This is a genomic window from Pseudorhodoplanes sp., assembly GCF_035565855.1.
Classification (GTDB): Bacteria; Pseudomonadota; Alphaproteobacteria; order Rhizobiales; family Xanthobacteraceae; genus Pseudorhodoplanes.
Map to the genome: position 1 here is coordinate 1 of NZ_DATMRX010000184.1, position 16,579 is coordinate 16,579.

Here is a 16,579-nt window from a genome sequence, read left to right on the forward strand (position 1 = left end):
GAGGCCGAGCTCTCGGCCGCCCGGTCGGAGCGGTCCGCGTAAATGTAAAGCGGCCGGGCCGTGCCCTCCACCACCTCGCGGGAGATGACCACCTCTTCCACGCCCTCGAGGCTCGGCAGGTCGAACATGGTGTCGAGCAGGATGCTCTCCATGATCGAGCGCAGGCCGCGCGCGCCGGTCTTGCGCTCGATGGCCTTGCGAGCGATCGCGCCGAGAGCTTCTTCGGCCAGGGTCAGGTCGATATTCTCCATCTCGAACAGCCGCTGGTACTGTTTCACCAGCGCATTCTTCGGCTCGACCAGGATCTTCTTGAGCGAGGCCTCGTCGAGGTCTTCGAGCGTGGCGACGACCGGCAGGCGGCCGACGAATTCAGGGATCAGGCCGTATTTGAGCAGGTCCTCGGGCTCGACCTCGCGGAAGATCTCACCGGCCTTGCGATCTTCCGGCGCACGGACGGTGGCGCCGAAGCCGATCGACGTGGAGCGGCCGCGCGCCGAGATGATCTTGTCGAGACCGGCAAACGCGCCGCCGCAGACGAACAGGATGTTCGTTGTGTCGACCTGCAGAAATTCCTGCTGCGGATGCTTGCGCCCGCCCTGCGGAGGCACCGAGGCGATAGTGCCTTCCATGATCTTGAGCAGCGCCTGCTGCACGCCCTCGCCCGACACATCGCGCGTGATCGACGGGTTGTCGGACTTGCGCGAGATCTTGTCGATTTCGTCGATATAGACGATGCCGCGCTGCGCGCGTTCGACATTGTAATCGGCCGCCTGCAGCAGCTTGAGAATGATGTTCTCGACATCCTCACCGACGTAACCGGCTTCGGTCAGCGTCGTCGCGTCGGCCATCGTGAATGGCACGTCGAGAATGCGCGCCAGCGTCTGCGCGAGCAGAGTCTTGCCGGAGCCGGTCGGGCCGATCAGCAGGATGTTCGACTTCGCGAGTTCGACATCGTTGTGCTTGGTCTGGTGGTTGAGGCGCTTGTAGTGGTTATGCACCGCAACCGAGAGAACCTTCTTGGCGTGATCCTGACCGATCACGTAATCGTCGAGGACCTTACGGATTTCCTTCGGGGTCGGAATGCCGTCGCGCGACTTCACCAGCGAGGACTTGTTCTCCTCGCGAATGATGTCCATGCACAACTCGACGCATTCGTCGCAGATGAAGACCGTCGGCCCGGCAATCAGCTTGCGAACTTCGTGCTGGCTCTTCCCACAGAACGAGCAGTAAAGCGTGTTCTTGGAATCGCTGCCGCCGACTTTCGTCATTCCAGTCTCCGTATCCCTTCGCGTGAGCGACCGGCGCCCACATTTCTAACACCTGACCGGCGACCAGAGCGTGGCACTCTGGGCACAGTCCCGCCGAAACGCCCTCCCCCCAAGCCTACGTGACACACTAGCGAAGCATGCTAGCGGGACGACAATCAAGATTCGATTAACGATACCGTTCCGGACCTTGATCGTGCCTCTCGCGCCTCGATTCGTGAACCCGTCCGGGCGCCAGCCCAGCCGGGATCTCTGTTGAAACCATGGCGCGGATCGGTCGGCCAGGCAATGCAGGGCGATCGTCTTAAGGTCCCCAAGGCACGACCGGCGCCCAAATGCTCCGACCGGCCACTGCGCCATCAGCTCTTCGGCGCCGCCAGCGGGTCTTCCACCCGCTTGTCGATGACCTTGTCGACCAGCCCGAACTCCTTCGCGCCGTCCGCCGTCATGAAGTAGTCGCGCTCCAGGGCGTCCTCGATTTTCTTCAAGGGCTGCCCCGTATGCTTCATGTAGATTTCGTTCAGCCGCTTCTTGAGATTCAGGATCTCCTGGGCGTGCAGCATGATGTCGGTCGCCTGCCCCTGGAAGCCGCCCGACGGCTGATGGACCATGATCCGCGCATTCGGAAGCGCGAAGCGAAGATCCTTCTCGCCTGCCGCCAGCAGCAGCGATCCCATCGACGCAGCCTGACCGATGCACAATGTGGACACGGACGGCCGGATGAATTGCATCGTGTCGTAGATCGCCATGCCCGATGTCACCACGCCACCCGGCGAGTTGATGTACATCGATATTTCCTTTTTCGGATTCTCGGCTTCAAGAAACAGAAGCTGGGCGACGACCAGGGTCGCCATGCCGTCCTCGACCGGACCGGTGATGAAGATGATCCGTTCCTTCAACAGGCGCGAATAAATGTCATAGGCGCGCTCGCCGCGGTTGGTCTGCTCGACCACCATTGGGACGAGATAATTCATGTAAGTATCGATCGGATCTTTCATCAGAGTCTCCTGCGCCCGCGAATCGCGGCGCATGCTGTAGCACGGAGCGGCAGCCTGGGGCTGCCGGGGTTTCGCTTAGGTAAACCGCAAGACGGTTTTCGCCAGTGGGCCCGCGCTATGCAGCCTTCTCGTCCTCGTCGGGCTTGTACAATTCCTCTCGCGACACCTTCTTGTCGGTGACTTTCGCGAGCGCCAGGATGAAGTCGGTGACCTTGTTCTCGATCAGCGGCGCGCGAATGCTGGCGATCGCCTCCGGATTGGTCCGGAACATTTCGATCAGCTCTTTTTCGCGGCCCGGATACTGGCGCACGTGCTCCATCACCGCGCGGCGCACTTCGTCCTCCGACACGGTGATCTCGTTCTTGCGTGCGATTTCGTCGAGAAGCAGACCGAGCCGGACGCGCCGATCGGCGATCCTGCGATACTCCTCACGCTCCTTCTCTTCGGTCGTGTTCTCGTCCTCGAAGCTGCGCCCAGATTGCTGCATTTCCGAGGTCAGGGTCTTCCAGAGATTTTCGAACTCCTGCTCGACAAGCGCCGGCGGCAATGGGAATTTATGCCGCTCGTCGAGCGCATCGAACAAGGCGCGCTTGACGCGCTGCTTCGACACGGAATCGTGCTCGCGCTGAATTCGGTCGCGCACGGCGGCCTTCAGCTTGTCGAGCGATTCCATGCCGAGTGCCTTGGCGAAATCGTCGTCGATCTTGACCTCGCCCGGAGCCTCGATCGACTTCGCAGTGACGTCGAAGACCGCGGCCTTCCCGGCGAGATGAGCGGCCGGATAATTCTCCGGGAACGTGACGTTGATCTTGCGGTTCTCGCCGACGCCAATGCCGATCAGCTGATCCTCGAAGCCCGGAATGAACGTATTGCTGCCGATCAGGACAGCGACGTCTTCGGCCGAGCCGCCCTCGAACGGCACGTCGTCGATCGTGCCGACGAAGGAGATGGTCACGCGATCGCCGCTCTCGGCCTTGGTGCCTTCGGCCTTGGCCGCGAAGGGCCGGTTCTGCTCGGCGATCCGCTTCAGGCCTTCGTCAACTTCCTCATCGGTCGCATCGGCGGTGAGCCGGGTCAGCTCGACGGTCTTGAAATCGATGACGTCGATCGGAGCAAGGATCTCCATCGCCACCGTGTAGGCGAGATCGGACTTGCCTTCGATGACCGCCTCGACGGACTTCTCGTCCTCGGGCAGCGTCACCTTCGGCTGCAGGGCGAGGCGGAAATTGTTGTCGGCCACGATCTTGGCGTTGACGTCCCGCATCGCCGCTTCGATGGCCTCGGCCATGGCCGAGCGCCCATACATCCGCCGCAGATGCGCCGCCGGCACCTTGCCAGGACGAAAGCCGTTGATGCGCACCCGCCCTTTCAGTTCATCGAGCCGCTCGCTGACCTTGCTGTCGAGCTCGCTTGCCGGAATCACCACGCGAAACTCGCGCCGCAATCCGTCGGTCAGGGTTTCGGTCACTTGCATGGAAAAGACTTCGCTCCTCGTCGCCGCGCCAACGGCTCTGGCTGACTTCACTGAATTTCGGTGGCCTTCAAGCTTGGTGCGGGCGGAGGGATTTGAACCCCCACGACTTGCGTCACTGGAACCTAAATCCAGCGCGTCTACCAGTTCCGCCACGCCCGCGCGTAAGGGCATCGCGCGGCATGTTCGGCCGAGCGGCGCGGCTTATATCACTTTGCCTAGAATGCGCACGAGAAAAATGGTGTCGCACGTCTGGTTGTCCAGTCGCTGGATGTCCAAAAAGAACTGCGACCCCGCCGCCCGGCTACCCATCTCAGTTGCGCAGCCGGCGGTAGACGACCGGAAGCGCCTCCGGCAGGTCCTCGGCGATCAGGCCTGGGCCGAAGGTGTTGGCCGCTTCGCCATGGACCCACACCGCCGACGCAGCGGCCTCGAAGGCGGGCATCCCCTGCGCCCGCAGCCCGGCGATGATCCCCGCCAGCACATCCCCGGCCCCTGCGGTCGCAAGGTCCGGTGGCGCGTTTTCGGCGATGGCAGCCCGCCCGTCCGGACCGGCCACGACCGTGTCCGAGCCCTTGAGGACGAGGACCGCGCCTGTTTCATGTGAAGCAGCAAGCGCCGCCTCAAGTTTTTGTTTAACTGAAGGAATTTTCTCTATCGAGCTGAAGAGTCGATCAAATTCACCCGCGTGCGGCGTGAGAATCGCTGTGGAAAGTTTGTGATTCGTCAGGATTGTAAAGAGCTCTTTTGGGTTTTCCCCAAAGCTCGTGAGGGCGTCGGCGTCCAGGATCAATGCCCGTCCGTCAGCCGCGGCTCGGCGCACCTTGTCCCTCATCTGGTCGCCGACGCCTCCCCCCGGCCCCAGCACCACGGCGTTGAGACGGCGATCGGACAACAAGGACGCGAACCCCGCGGGCCCTTCCGCCTCCCGGACCATGACCGCGAGGCTCGCGGCCGCATTGACGGCGAGTGCACTTCGCGGGGAGGCAATCGTGACCAGCCCCGCTCCCGCTCGCAGCGCGCCGCGCGCTGCCAGCCGGGCGGCGCCGGTGCTCGGCAATTCGCCGGACAAAACCACGACGTGCCCGCGTGCGTATTTGTGTCCGTCCGGTTCCAGCCGCGGGAAGCTGTCCCGCCAGAGCGCTGGCTCATTCGCGAACAGGTGCGGCCTGATCGCTTCGAGGACGTGGTCCGGAATGCCGATATCGGCGACGGTCGTGGTTCCGCAATGGATGCGTCCTGGCAGCAGCAGATGTCCAGGCTTGCGGCGGAAGAAGGTCACGGTCCGCCTCGCCCGCACGGCGATCCCCATCACCGCTCCGCTGTCGCCGTGGATACCGCTCGGCAGATCCACCGCCACGATCGGGGCTCCGGAACCGTTGATGGCCGCGATCAAGGCGGCCGCGTCCTCGACCAAAGGACGGGACAAGCCCGCACCGAACAATGCATCGACAATGATGCTGCGATGATCGAACCGATGGGCGGCCCACGGCGCAACCGGTCCGGCAAATCGGCGCGCCATCTCCGCGGCATCGCCGGTCAGCGCATCGCGGTCGCCGAGCATGAGGACCTGCACCGGCCATCCCCGCTCCGCCAGCAACCGCGCCGCGACGAAACCGTCGCCTCCGTTATTGCCGGGCCCCGCACATATCACCACGGGTCGGGCGGCACCCGACATCTCGACCACGGCGTCAGCCACCGCGCGGCCCGCATTCTCCATTAGCACCAGAGATGGGATGCCGGCCTCTACCGCGAGCGCGTCGGCGCGCCGCATCTGCGCATTGGTCAGGAGTTCGAACACGTCCGATACCCGAATTCTTGGGAAGTCATGACACCTGCACAAAATGTAAGCAGAATGATGCAATCTTGATCTTGTGACTGCACCAAACGAGACACGATGTGTGGAGAAACACGCCAATGTCTTGGCGGATGGTCAAATTTGCCGTTTCAGCGATTGGCATAAGACCTGCTAACAATCGGCGGGCGCCGACGATCAGCCTCTGATCGCCGGACCGGGAGAGGATTCATGAAGAAGATCGAGGCGATCATCAAACCTTTCAAGCTCGATGAGGTGAAGGAGGCGCTTCAGGAAGTCGGGCTGCAAGGCATCACCGTGACTGAAGCCAAGGGATTCGGCCGCCAGAAGGGACACACCGAACTGTACCGCGGCGCCGAATATGTGGTGGATTTTCTCCCGAAGGTGAAAATCGAAATCGTGCTCGGCGACGAGATGGTCGAAAAAGCCATCGACGCCATCCGGCGCGCCGCGCAGACCGGGCGGATCGGCGACGGCAAGATTTTTGTCTCCAATATCGAGGAAGCAATCCGGATCAGAACGGGGGAATCCGGATTGGATGCGATCTGACATCGCACAATTCACGACCCGTAAATAAGGGAACGCGTTCAGATGACGACGGCCAAAGACGTAATGAAGCTGATCAAGGAAAACGACGTGAAATACGTCGATTTCCGATTCACCGACCCGCGCGGCAAGTGGCAGCACGTGACATTCGACATCACGATGATCGACGAAGACACCTTCGCGGAAGGCGTGATGTTCGACGGCTCCTCGATCGCGGGCTGGAAGGCGATCAACGAGTCCGACATGAACCTGATGCCCGATCCGGCGACAGCCTGCATCGATCCGTTCTTCGCCGAGACCACGCTGGTGCTGGTCTGCGACGTGCTCGAGCCGACCACTGGCGAGCCCTATAATCGCGATCCGCGCGGCATCGCCAAGAAGGCCGAAGCCATGGTGAAGTCGATGGGCATCGGCGACACCGTCTATTTCGGACCCGAGGCGGAATTTTTCGTATTTGACGACGTACGCTACTCGGCCGAGCCCTATCATTGCGGCTTCCGGCTCGACTCCATCGAGCTGCCGACCAATTCCGCGACCGAGTACGAAGCCGGCAATCTCGGCCATCGCATCGGGTTCAAGAAGGGCTATTTCCCCGTGCCGCCGCAGGACTCAGCGCAGGACATGCGCGGCGAGATGCTCGCGGCGATGGCCAAGATGGGCGCCAAGATCGAGAAGCACCACCACGAGGTGGCGTCTGCTCAGCACGAACTCGGCCTGAAATTCTCGCCGCTGACCTACATGGCGGACCAGACGCAGATCTACAAATACTGCATCCATCAGGTCGCCAACATCTACGGCAAGACCGCGACCTTCATGCCGAAGCCGGTTTACGGCGACAACGGCTCGGGCATGCATTGCCATCAGTCGATCTGGAAGGACGGCAAGCCCGTCTTTGCGGGCAACAAGTATTCGGACCTCTCGGAAACCTGCCTGCACTACATCGGCGGCGTGATCAAACACGCCAAGGCGGTCAACGCCTTCACCAACCCGACGACCAACTCCTACAAGCGCCTGGTCCCGGGCTACGAAGCGCCGGTGCTGCTCGCTTATTCGGCGCGCAACCGCTCGGCCTCCTGCCGCATCCCCTACACCACCAATCCGAAGGCGAAACGCGTCGAGGTGCGCTTCCCCGACCCGCTGGCCAATCCTTATCTGTGCTTTGCGGCTTTGCTGATGGCCGGTCTCGACGGCATCAAGAACAAGATCGATCCCGGCCAGGCCATGGACAAGGATCTCTATGATCTGCCGCCGGCCGAGCTGAAAGAAATCCCGACGGTGTGCGGCTCGCTGCGCGAGGCCCTCGAAAACCTCGACAAGGACCGCGCCTTCCTCAAGGCCGGTGGCGTGTTCGATGACGACTTCATCGACAGCTACATCGAACTGAAGATGACCGAGGTGATCCGCTTCGAACACACCCCGCATCCGGTCGAATTCGAGATGTACTATTCTTCGTGAGCGTGTTCCTCCCAACATCGTGCGAACGATGCAACTTCAAGGGCGCCCCGTTGGGCGCCCTTTTTCATGGTCGAAACAACACTCAGTCGACCACCGCTCCACTAGCCTTGATCGGGCCGGCCCATTTGTCGATTTCCGACTTCACGAATTTGCCGAGATAGTCCGGGGTCGTGCGATCCTCGCTCACGATGGTTGCGCCGAGCTTCTGCAGTTTCTGGCGAACATCCGGATCGTTCATGGTCGTCACGGCGGCATCGCGCATCTTTGCGACGATCGGTTGCGGCGTGCCTTTTGGAAACAGGAGCGCGGTCCAGGTATAGGCCTGGATGTCCTTGAAACCCTTCTCCGCGGCGGTCGGCAGATTGGGCAGCACCGGAGAGCGTTGGCCGGACAGCGTCGCAATGGCCTTCACCGTACCGGCTTCGATCTGCGGGACGGCGGTGACGATAATCTCGCACAGAAAATCGATGCGTCCGGCCTGGAGATCCTGCATCGCCGGCCCCGTCCCTTTGTACGGCACGTGCTGGATATTGGTGCCCAAAGCCTGATTGAGCAGAATGCAGCCGAGATGGGTCGCGGAGCCCGCGCCTGCCGAGCCGTAATTCATCTTGCTCTGATTGGCCTTCGCATAGGCCACGAACTCTTCCAGCGAATTGACCGGCAGGTCCTTGCGCACGATCAGCACCAGGGGAATTTCGGCGATCAGGGTGACCGGGGCGAAATCGGTCGTCGCGTCATAGAGCGGCTTCTTGTAAAGCGTCTGCGAATGGGCATGTGTCGCGATCGTGCCGAGGATCGCCGTGTAACCATCGGCCTGTGCCTTGGCGACTCGATTGCCGCCCATCATGCCGCCGGCTCCGGGGACATTCTCGATTACGACCTGCTGGCCCAGCACCTGCCCCATGCGCTCGGCCATAATGCGACCGAATACGTCGATCGGTCCGCCGGCCGCGGCCGCGACGACCATTGTGACCGGACGTTGCGGCCAGTCCTGTGCCTGGCTCGGGGCAATGTTCAGGGCAGCGGCCGCGAGACCGAGAGCCACGGCGATCGTTCTTGTCATTGTGGGTTTCCGCAAATGGTTGGCGTCGCCGCACTCAACCATTGTCGCGATGGAGCGGCAAGCTCGCCAATCGGACCTGAACGCGCGCGGGCTCAGGCCGCGAATACAACCAGGCCCTCCTCGTCAGCGTCCAGTCCATCGGGCGCGGCGGGAGCCAGCGCCGGCGCTTCGGCCTTTGCCTTCGGCTTGATCTCGACATTGCGCGCATCCTTGTCGGTGCAAACCCGGTTGCGGCCCGTCGCCTTCGCTGCGTAAAGCGCGCGGTCCGCGCGCGTCAGCATGGTCTGAAGCTGCGCAACATCGGCTAGAGATTCCGTTACGCCGATGCTGACCGTGGCATTCATGACCTGGCCGGCAATTTCCACGCCCCGGACTTCGAACGCGGCACGCACGCGCTCGGCAACCATCTGCGCGGTCTCGACCCCGCCGGGCAGGATCGCGGCAAATTCCTCGCCGCCCAGCCGGCCGACAACGTCGTGCGCACGCATGTTGCTGCTGGCCGTCGCGGCAAAAGCCCGCAGTGCCTCATCGCCGATGTCGTGACCGAACCGGTCGTTGATCGACTTGAAGTGATCGAGGTCGAACATCATGACCGTGACCGGCTGGCCGGTCTTGCGCTGCTTCATCACCAGCTTTTCGGCCGCCTCGAAGAACCCGCGCCGGTTGAACAAGCCAGTCAGCGGATCGGTCATCGCCGCCGTCTTGTGAACAAGCGCCGAATGCTCCTTGGTCATCACCACCACGATGAAGGCAGTGCCGACCACGTAGAGGAGCGTCAGCAGCGCAAATAACGGGAAAAAGGCATGGGCATCGATCGGAGCGACGCGCGTGAACAGCGTCGTGGTCAGGATCGGCGACATGAAGATGAGGCCGTTGAGGACCGGGATCATCATCCGCGCGCAGAGTGCGGCTTTGCCCTTGGGCTTGCGGCGCTCATGGCTCAGCTCGAGCGCCGTCAGCGTGGCATAGATGGTGATGACCAGCGACGAGAGCACGATGCGGGCGTTGTCCCAGGACATCAGTCCCGGGATCTGCGTCGCCACGAGCCAGGTCACGGATCCCGCAATTCCGAGACCGATCGAAGGGGTATGGCCGTGGAATTTGCGGGCGCCGCACCAGATCAGCCCGCAGCTTGCGAACAGGAGCGCGCTCGCAAGATCGCTCCCCGGAAACGGCGGGATGTTCGGACTGACCGTCCACAAGGCGATCGCGCAGCCGCCGATCAGGTAAGCCGATGCCCAGTAACCGAGCGCCCGGACAGAGCGATCCTGCAACCACAACACCAGCAGAAACAGTCCAAGCAACGCAGTGACACAGATCGACACCAGACACAGGGTCGGCAAATCAAGCGACATCGCGCCTTCCCGCTTTCTGCGACAGTCCCCGTCATCCTTGACGGAGCCGGTTCCTCAACAATTCGTCACCTCAATACACAATGTCCTCTTGTCGCTGCGTTTCGGCGCGCTCGGTGATTTTCAGTAAAAGCGACAATAAAAAAGGGGCCAATTGGCCCCTCTTTTGTCGCGAGTTCGAGATAGTTCTGAACTGTTCTGCACGCGTTCTGCGCATGCTCTGCACGCGTTCTGCGTATCTCGCCGTCTGTTCTGCGTCAGCGCTTCGAGAACTGGAACGAACGACGCGCCTTCGCCTTGCCGTATTTCTTGCGCTCCACGACGCGCGGATCGCGCGTGAGGAACCCGCCGCGCTTCAGCGGCGAGCGCAACTCCGGCTCGAAGTAGGTCAGCGCCTTCGAAATGCCGTGACGCACGGCGCCGGCCTGGCCGGACAGACCGCCGCCCGACACCGTGCAGATGACATCGTATTGACCGGAGCGATTGGCCGCGACGATCGGCTGCTGAATCATCATCCGAAGCACCGGACGCGCAAAGAACTGCTCGACCGGCTTGGTGTTGACGACGATCTTGCCCGATCCCGGCTTGATCCAGACGCGGGCGACGGCGTTCTTGCGCTTGCCGGTGGCATAGGCGCGGCCCTGCGCGTCGACCTTCTTTTCGTGCTTCGGCTGCGCGGCCTCTTGCGAGCCCTGCGTCTTCAGTGCCGAGAGACCCTCGAGGGATTGTACGGATTCGGCCATGATCAGGCTGCCTTGTTCTTACGGTTCAGTGCGCCGACATCCAGCGCCTCGGGCTTCTGGGCTTCGTGCGGATGCTCGGCGCCCGAATAGACACGGAGGTTTCCGAGCTGCTTGCGTCCGAGCGGACCGCGCGGAAGCATGCGCTCCACGGCCTTCTCGAGGATGCGCTCGGGGAAGCGGCCCTCGAAGATCGACTTCGCCGACCGCTCCTTGATGCCGCCGATATAGCCGGTGTGGTGATAGTAGTTCTTCTGGTCGCGCTTGCGGCCGGTGAACACCACCTTTTCCGCATTGATGACGATGACATTGTCGCCGTCATCGACATGCGGGGTGAAGCTCGGCTTGTGCTTGCCGCGCAGGCGCAGCGCGATGATCGAGGCGAGCCGGCCTACAACGAGGCCTGTGGCGTCGATCACGACCCATTTCTTCTCAACGTCGGCGGGCTTCGCCGAAAAGGTTTTCATGGTCATTGTCCGGGAGGTTTGGTGTTGCCGGGCTTCTATGCGATCGGCAAAATACCGTCAACGGCTTTGATGCCGAAAATATATAGAAAACACAAGAGCTTATAAAAATGGTTTTATAATACCGCCTCCTAACCCCCCGTTTTCGGAGGGATCGAATAGGTCGAGGTGACGTGGGCGACCGGGTCGTCGCTGCCATCCGAATAGAGTGTCACCTCCATGACCGCGAGCCGCTTGCCGAGTTTCAGCATGCTGGCGTCGGCAATCAGGTCCCGCTGTTCGGGCCGGCGCAGGAAGTTGATGTTGAAGTTGATGGTGACGGCCAGCGCGACCTCGCCGATCGCCGACAGCACCGCCAGGTAGAGCGCGAAATCGGCCAGCATCATCATGGTGGGACCGGAAATCGTGCCGCCGGGACGCAGGAACTTCTCGCTATAGGCCAGCCGGACCTTTGCGCGCCCGTGCTCGACGGCATCGATCGTCAGGCCGCTGCCGGGATGGAACGCCTGCGGAAATTCCCGCGAGAGGAACGTCTCGAGATCCGACACCGTCATGACCGGTTGTGACATGTATCGCCCTTCGTATCCGCGCTTCGCCCGCCGTGCCCTGTTCGGATACAATGGGTTCTGCGTCACGCAAAGGGTCCCGCGATGAATGCGCATGCACGAGAGGCCAGTTCCACGATTCTGCTGCGGGAGAATCATGACGATGTGGCCCTGCTGACGCTGAACCGTCCGTCCGCACGCAATGCCTTGTCGGAAGAGTTGATCGCGGCGCTGAGCAGCACGTTCGACGCCATCGGCGCCGAACCCTCGGTCCGCACCGTCATCATCGCCGCAAACGGTCCTGCCTTCTGCGCCGGCCATGACCTCAAGCAGCTCACCATGCGCCGCGCCGATCCGGATGGCGGAAAGGCCTATTTCCGGCATGTGATGACGAGTTGCAGCGCCATGATGCAAAAGATCGTCCGCCTGCCGCAGCCGGTGATTGCCTGCGTCTCGGGTGTGGCGACCGCTGCCGGCTGCCAGCTTGTGGCGACCTGCGACCTGGCGGTCGCCTCGACCGAAGCGCGCTTCGCGACGCCCGGCGTCGATATCGGACTGTTTTGCTCGACGCCGATGGTGGCCCTCACCCGCAACATCCCGCGCAAGAATGCGATGCATATGCTGCTGACCGGCGAGCCGGTATCGGCCGATGAGGCGCTGCGTCTTGGCCTCGTCAACAAGGTGGCAGCGCCGGGCACGGAGCTGGACGCAGCCTTTGCGCTGGCGCGCGTCGTCGCGTCCAAATCCCGCGCCACTGTCAAAGTCGGCAAGGAAGCCTTCTATCGTCAGGCGGAGATGGGATTGGCCGAAGCCTATGCCTATGCCTCGCAAGTGATGACCGAAAACATGATGATGCGCGACGCGGAGGAAGGCATCTGCGCCTTCATCGAAAAGCGGACACCAAAATGGGAGGATCGCTGATGCGCGCTTCGCTCCGGTCCGGATTGCCACAACTCAATAGCGCTCGGCTCGCGCGCGGTGTTGCCGCGGGCCTGGCCTGGGGCACGGCCGTCGCCGGGGGCTTGCTCATGCTGACACTTTACAGCTGCGGCGGCCTCTGCCTTGCCGACATCGTCGAGACGACGTCGCTGTCCATGCTGGCGGGCCTTGTCGCGATCGGTCCCCTCGCCGCCTTCGGCCGCCGCGGCTGACCTCCACATCCTCAAAAGAACGATCCTTCGAGAAAAGGTCTGCCGTTTGCGGCGGAGCTTTTCATTTCCTACATTAGGGATCGCAGAAAGCCTCTTCAATGAATCACGACGACTACAACGACGCCTATATCCGCGGCATCCTCAACACCGTGAAGACCATTGCCGTGGTCGGCGTATCGCCGAAAACCAACCGGCCGAGCTACTTCGCCTTCAAGTATCTGCTGGAGCGGGGCTATCGCATGATCCCGGTCAATCCAGGTCAGGCCGGCGGCGAATTGCTGGGGCAGAAGGTCTATGCGAGGCTCGCCGACATTCCGGAGCCTGTCGACATGGTCGACATCTTCCGCAATTCGGACGCGGCGCTCGGCATCGTGAAGGAAGCGCTGGCGCTCACCCGGAAGCCGCAGGTGATCTGGATGCAGCTCGGCGTTCGCAATGACGCCGCAGCACAGCTCGCCGAAGAGGCCGGTGTCAAGGTCGTGATGAACCGATGTCCGAAGATCGAGTATGGTCGGCTATCGTCGGAAATTTCCTGGCTGGGCGTGAATTCGAGAACATTGTCGTCGAAGCGCGCGCCGCTGCTCGGCAAGGGCACCCAGCGGATGTCACTGCAGCGTGACACGCTGTCCGGCGGAACGACCGGGGCTGCCCGAAGAAACGAGCGCGACATCACATCCTGAAATGCTGCCGCATGGCAGCATATTTTGCTTCGGATTCACCGAAATTCGGAATTGCTTGATCGAAATACCGCGCTCTGCCCTCTGCACCTTGACGCAACACGGGCCTCGGATAAACGGACCGAACCGATCGAACCCCGCGGAGACCAGCAATGTCCGAACGCACGCCCGGTTTTGCCACGCTGTCCATTCACGCTGGCGCTCAGCCGGACCCGACCACGGGCGCCCGCGCAACGCCGATCTATCAAACCACCTCGTTTGTATTCGACGATGTCGACCACGCAGCCTCGCTGTTCGGGCTGCAGGCCTTCGGCAACATCTACACCCGCATCGGCAATCCGACCTGCGCGGTGCTCGAGGAACGCATCGCCGCGCTGGAAGGCGGCACCGCAGGACTTGCCACCGCGTCCGGACACGCCGCGCAGGTGCTGGTGATGCAGGCGCTGATGATGCCGGGCGAGGAATTTGTCGCCTCGCGCAAACTCTATGGCGGTTCCATCAATCAGTTCAATCACGCCTTCAAGAGTTTCGGCTGGAACGTGGTCTGGGCCGACCCGGACGACATCTCGACATTCGAGAAGGCCATCACTCCAAAGACCAAAGCGATCTTCATCGAGTCGATCGCCAATCCCGGCGGCATCATCACCGACATCGAGGCGGTCGCGAATGTCGCGCGCAAGGCCGGCGTGCCCCTGATCGTCGACAACACGCTGGCGACGCCGTACCTGTGCAAGCCGATCGATTACGGTGCGGACGTCGTGGTGCATTCGCTGACGAAATTTCTCGGCGGACACGGCAACTCGATCGGCGGCATGATCATCGACGCCGGCACCTTCAACTGGTCGCGTGAAGGCCGCTATCCGATGCTGTCGGAGCCGCGCCCGGAATATCAGGGCATCGTGCTCCACGAGACCTTCGGCAATTTCGCGTTTGCGATCGCCTGCCGCGTGCTCGGCCTGCGCGACCTCGGCCCTGCTCTGTCGCCCTTCAATGCGTTCCTGATCCTGACCGGCGTCGAGACACTGCCGCTGCGCATGCAACGTCACAGCGACAATGCGAAAGTCGTCGCGGAATGGCTCTCAAAGCATCCGAAAGTCGCCTGGGTGAGCTATCCGGGCCTCCCCGGCGACCGCTATCATGCATTGGCCAAGCGCTATTGCCCCAAGGGGGCTGGCGCCGTCCTGACCTTCGGGCTGAAGGGCGGCTATGAGGCCGGCGTGAAGCTGGTCTCGAATGTGAAGCTGTTCTCGCACCTCGCCAATATCGGCGACACCCGCTCGCTCATCATCCATCCGGCATCGACCACGCATCGCCAATTGTCCGATGCGCAAAAGGCTCAGGCCGGCGCCGGACCTGATGTGGTTCGCCTGTCGGTTGGCCTTGAGGATACCGACGACATCATCGCCGATCTGGAACAGGCGCTCGCCAGCTAGGCGGCGCTCAAGCTGGCGACAACGCCGGTGCCGCAACCGGCTTATGGATAAGACGTGCGGCATGCACCACGGCGACGGTCAATACCAGTATGGCCATCGCCTGATGCAGCAAGGCGAGCATGATCGGCACGGCGAATAGCAGCGTCGCAATGCCGATCATGGCCTGAACGATGATCAGCAGCACGATCAATGCCGCATTGGCTCGCGTGGTCCGGTCATGAACGCTGCGGCCGGTGTCCCATGCATGCAGGATCGCGAAAAGGAGAATGAGATAAGCCAGCATCCGGTGATTGAACTGCACCGTCAGCGCGTTCTCGAAGAAGTTGCGCCATAGCGGCGTTTCGAACCAGAGCCGGTCGGCCTGCGGAATAAGCGCGCCGTCGATATGCGGCCAGGTGTTGTAGACGAGGCCTGCATCGAGTCCCGCGACCAGCGCGCCAAGATAGATCTGCGCAAGCACGAGAAGCGCGAGGATGGCAGCACCAATCCGCACGCGGACCGGCGTCTCAATGAATGGCAGCGCCTTCATGCGCGCGACGGTCCAGACGATCGCCGCATAGATCACGCAGGCCAGTGTCATGTGAAACGCGAGCCGGTATTGCGAAACGCTGACCCGCTCGGCCAGTCCCGACGAGACCATCCACCAGCCGACCGCCCCCTGAACGCCGCCGAGCGCAAATAATCCGAAAAGCGGCCAACGCAGCTCACGGCCGATCCAGCCGCGCCACAAGAAAAACAGGAACGGGATCAGGAACACCGCGCCGATCGTTCGGCCGAGCAGGCGGTGCGCCCATTCCCACCAATAGATGGTCTTGAATTCCGACAGCGACATGCCGCGATTGAGCTCGCGGTATTGCGGGATCTGCTTGTATTTGTCGAACTCCGCCGCCCATTGCGCCTCGGTCAGCGGCGGCACGGTTCCCGTGACGGGCTTCCATTCGACGATTGAAAGCCCCGATCCCGTCAGGCGCGTGGCCCCGCCGACGATCAGCGTGGCAACGACCATGGCCGCAACGATCAGGAGCCAGATTCTGACGGCGTGAAACCGCGCGTTGTGTTGGAGGCTGGTCATCTGCGTCTTGCCGGTCCGCCGCCGACCCTATAGTCAGCAGGCGTCCGCGATATAACGCAAGTTTCGGCCATGTCCATCCGCACCCGGAAACTGATCGGCGCCATTCTCCTGCTGCTGCTGGTGGCGGTCTGGGCGTTGCTTGCGATGGCCTTCGCGCAATTTGCGTTTTCGAGCCCCAATGTGCTGGCGGCGATGATCTTCTATGTCGTGGCAGGCATCGGCTGGATTTTCCCTGCGATGCCGCTGATCCGCTGGATGGAAGGCGGCCGGAAGCGTTAGGCAGCCTTCGGCGTCCGGCGGAACCCATTCCACATCGCCGTCGCGGTGCCCGACATCAACACCCGCAGATAGCGCAATTGCTGGAACTCGCCATTCAGCGAGATCCGCGGCAGCGCCGTCAGGTGATTGCGATGGTCCGGGAACAGGACGCCCGGCTGCGTTGTGACGGCGGTCCTGAAACCGAGTTCGGCGGCGATCGCGAATTCGCGCGGACCCGCGGAGCCAGGATCGCCGACCGGATAGGCGAAATGC

The 16,579-nt window shown here is 62.2% G+C and carries 17 protein-coding genes, 1 tRNA gene and 1 pseudogene; 7 read left to right on the forward strand and 12 right to left on the reverse strand.

Annotation, left to right across the window (positions count from 1 at the left end; genetic code table 11):
• The 5 genes from clpX to VN004_RS10130 form a co-directional block, all read right to left on the reverse strand.
• Positions 1 to 1,268, reverse strand: a 1,268-nt coding sequence (gene clpX, locus VN004_RS10110) for an ATP-dependent Clp protease ATP-binding subunit ClpX (RefSeq protein ID WP_325609535.1), incomplete at its 3' end; no start/stop codon positions are given.
• Between the two features lie 356 nt (positions 1,269 to 1,624).
• Positions 1,625 to 2,263 carry an ATP-dependent Clp endopeptidase proteolytic subunit ClpP gene (gene clpP / locus VN004_RS10115; protein WP_325609537.1) on the reverse strand — a complete coding sequence of 213 codons (639 nt, stop codon included), beginning with the start codon at positions 2,261 to 2,263 and terminating at the stop codon, positions 1,625 to 1,627.
• A gap of 115 nt (positions 2,264 to 2,378) precedes the next feature.
• A complete protein-coding gene (tig, locus tag VN004_RS10120) occupies positions 2,379 to 3,737 on the reverse strand; it encodes a trigger factor (RefSeq protein ID WP_325609539.1) in 1,359 nt (452 codons plus the stop codon).
• 74 nt (positions 3,738 to 3,811) lie between these two features.
• A tRNA-Leu gene (locus VN004_RS10125) sits at positions 3,812 to 3,896 on the reverse strand.
• Between the two features lie 151 nt (positions 3,897 to 4,047).
• Positions 4,048 to 5,508, reverse strand: coding sequence for an NAD(P)H-hydrate dehydratase (locus tag VN004_RS10130; RefSeq protein ID WP_325609569.1), 1,461 nt, complete (start codon positions 5,506 to 5,508; stop codon positions 4,048 to 4,050).
• A gap of 252 nt (positions 5,509 to 5,760) precedes the next feature.
• On the opposite strand from VN004_RS10130, the gene VN004_RS10135 reads away from it, so the two are divergent.
• A complete protein-coding gene (locus tag VN004_RS10135; RefSeq protein ID WP_325609541.1) occupies positions 5,761 to 6,099 on the forward strand; it encodes a P-II family nitrogen regulator in 339 nt (112 codons plus the stop codon).
• A gap of 42 nt (positions 6,100 to 6,141) precedes the next feature.
• Positions 6,142 to 7,551, forward strand: coding sequence for a type I glutamate--ammonia ligase (gene glnA / locus VN004_RS10140; protein WP_325609543.1), 1,410 nt, complete (start codon positions 6,142 to 6,144; stop codon positions 7,549 to 7,551).
• An 82-nt stretch (positions 7,552 to 7,633) separates the two neighbouring features.
• Here glnA and VN004_RS10145 read toward each other — a convergent pair whose 3' ends face one another.
• From VN004_RS10145 to VN004_RS10165, 5 genes are all read right to left on the reverse strand, one after another.
• Positions 7,634 to 8,614 (reverse strand): Bug family tripartite tricarboxylate transporter substrate binding protein, encoded by a 981-nt coding sequence (locus VN004_RS10145; protein WP_325609546.1) that lies wholly within the window; start codon positions 8,612 to 8,614, stop codon positions 7,634 to 7,636.
• Positions 8,615 to 8,706: 92 nt separating this feature from the next.
• Positions 8,707 to 9,969, reverse strand: coding sequence for a GGDEF domain-containing protein (locus VN004_RS10150; RefSeq protein ID WP_325609549.1), 1,263 nt, complete (start codon positions 9,967 to 9,969; stop codon positions 8,707 to 8,709).
• A 254-nt stretch (positions 9,970 to 10,223) separates the two neighbouring features.
• On the reverse strand, positions 10,224 to 10,709 hold the full coding sequence (gene rpsI, locus VN004_RS10155) for a 30S ribosomal protein S9 (RefSeq protein ID WP_325609551.1): 486 nt from the start codon (positions 10,707 to 10,709) through the stop codon (positions 10,224 to 10,226).
• A gap of 2 nt (positions 10,710 to 10,711) precedes the next feature.
• Entirely contained in the window at positions 10,712 to 11,173 is a 462-nt protein-coding gene (gene rplM, locus VN004_RS10160) for a 50S ribosomal protein L13 (RefSeq protein WP_325609553.1), read from the reverse strand.
• A 128-nt stretch (positions 11,174 to 11,301) separates the two neighbouring features.
• Complete coding sequence (locus tag VN004_RS10165) at positions 11,302 to 11,739, reverse strand: PaaI family thioesterase (RefSeq protein WP_325609555.1); 438 nt, start codon at positions 11,737 to 11,739, stop codon at positions 11,302 to 11,304.
• Between the two features lie 81 nt (positions 11,740 to 11,820).
• On the opposite strand from VN004_RS10165, the gene VN004_RS10170 reads away from it, so the two are divergent.
• From VN004_RS10170 to VN004_RS10185, 4 genes are all read left to right on the forward strand, one after another.
• Positions 11,821 to 12,636 (forward strand): enoyl-CoA hydratase, encoded by an 816-nt coding sequence (locus VN004_RS10170; RefSeq protein ID WP_325609557.1) that lies wholly within the window; start codon positions 11,821 to 11,823, stop codon positions 12,634 to 12,636.
• A complete protein-coding gene (locus VN004_RS10175; protein ID WP_325609559.1) occupies positions 12,636 to 12,866 on the forward strand; it encodes a hypothetical protein in 231 nt (76 codons plus the stop codon). Before VN004_RS10170 ends, VN004_RS10175 begins: the two co-directional genes overlap by 1 nt.
• Before the next feature lie 98 nt (positions 12,867 to 12,964).
• Entirely contained in the window at positions 12,965 to 13,546 is a 582-nt protein-coding gene (locus VN004_RS10180; RefSeq protein ID WP_325609561.1) for a CoA-binding protein, read from the forward strand.
• 149 nt (positions 13,547 to 13,695) lie between these two features.
• Positions 13,696 to 14,976 (forward strand): O-acetylhomoserine aminocarboxypropyltransferase, encoded by a 1,281-nt coding sequence (locus VN004_RS10185; protein ID WP_325609563.1) that lies wholly within the window; start codon positions 13,696 to 13,698, stop codon positions 14,974 to 14,976.
• 7 nt (positions 14,977 to 14,983) lie between these two features.
• On the opposite strand, the gene VN004_RS10190 is transcribed toward VN004_RS10185, so the two are convergent.
• Complete coding sequence (locus tag VN004_RS10190; protein WP_325609565.1) at positions 14,984 to 16,048, reverse strand: COX15/CtaA family protein; 1,065 nt, start codon at positions 16,046 to 16,048, stop codon at positions 14,984 to 14,986.
• 69 nt (positions 16,049 to 16,117) lie between these two features.
• On the opposite strand from VN004_RS10190, the gene VN004_RS10195 reads away from it, so the two are divergent.
• The gene (locus tag VN004_RS10195) at positions 16,118 to 16,327 is read left to right on the forward strand and encodes a DUF2842 domain-containing protein (protein WP_325609567.1); all 210 of its coding nucleotides are present in this window, start codon (positions 16,118 to 16,120) and stop codon (positions 16,325 to 16,327) included.
• Here VN004_RS10195 and VN004_RS10200 read toward each other — a convergent pair.
• Positions 16,324 to 16,579 (reverse strand): annotated as a pseudogene (locus VN004_RS10200) (polysaccharide deacetylase); the annotation flags it as partial. The gene VN004_RS10195 and the pseudogene VN004_RS10200 overlap by 4 nt on opposite strands.

Excerpts from the sequence above, each read along its gene's own strand:
- clpP (WP_325609537.1), bottom strand. The coding sequence starts at position 2,263 with ATGAAAGATCCGATCGATACTTACATGAATTATCTCGTCCCAATGGTG.
- tig (WP_325609539.1), bottom strand. The coding sequence starts at position 3,737 with ATGCAAGTGACCGAAACCCTGACCGACGGATTGCGGCGCGAGTTTCGC.
- VN004_RS10130 (WP_325609569.1), bottom strand. The coding sequence starts at position 5,508 with ATGCGGCGCGCCGACGCGCTCGCGGTAGAGGCCGGCATCCCATCTCTG.
- VN004_RS10135 (WP_325609541.1), top strand. The coding sequence starts at position 5,761 with ATGAAGAAGATCGAGGCGATCATCAAACCTTTCAAGCTCGATGAGGTG.
- glnA (WP_325609543.1), top strand. The coding sequence starts at position 6,142 with ATGACGACGGCCAAAGACGTAATGAAGCTGATCAAGGAAAACGACGTG.
- VN004_RS10145 (WP_325609546.1), bottom strand. The coding sequence starts at position 8,614 with ATGACAAGAACGATCGCCGTGGCTCTCGGTCTCGCGGCCGCTGCCCTG.
- VN004_RS10150 (WP_325609549.1), bottom strand. The coding sequence starts at position 9,969 with ATGTCGCTTGATTTGCCGACCCTGTGTCTGGTGTCGATCTGTGTCACT.
- rpsI (WP_325609551.1), bottom strand. The coding sequence starts at position 10,709 with ATGGCCGAATCCGTACAATCCCTCGAGGGTCTCTCGGCACTGAAGACG.
- rplM (WP_325609553.1), bottom strand. The coding sequence starts at position 11,173 with ATGAAAACCTTTTCGGCGAAGCCCGCCGACGTTGAGAAGAAATGGGTC.
- VN004_RS10165 (WP_325609555.1), bottom strand. The coding sequence starts at position 11,739 with ATGTCACAACCGGTCATGACGGTGTCGGATCTCGAGACGTTCCTCTCG.
- VN004_RS10170 (WP_325609557.1), top strand. The coding sequence starts at position 11,821 with ATGAATGCGCATGCACGAGAGGCCAGTTCCACGATTCTGCTGCGGGAG.
- VN004_RS10175 (WP_325609559.1), top strand. The coding sequence starts at position 12,636 with ATGCGCGCTTCGCTCCGGTCCGGATTGCCACAACTCAATAGCGCTCGG.
- VN004_RS10180 (WP_325609561.1), top strand. The coding sequence starts at position 12,965 with ATGAATCACGACGACTACAACGACGCCTATATCCGCGGCATCCTCAAC.
- VN004_RS10185 (WP_325609563.1), top strand. The coding sequence starts at position 13,696 with ATGTCCGAACGCACGCCCGGTTTTGCCACGCTGTCCATTCACGCTGGC.
- VN004_RS10190 (WP_325609565.1), bottom strand. The coding sequence starts at position 16,048 with ATGACCAGCCTCCAACACAACGCGCGGTTTCACGCCGTCAGAATCTGG.
- VN004_RS10195 (WP_325609567.1), top strand. The coding sequence starts at position 16,118 with ATGTCCATCCGCACCCGGAAACTGATCGGCGCCATTCTCCTGCTGCTG.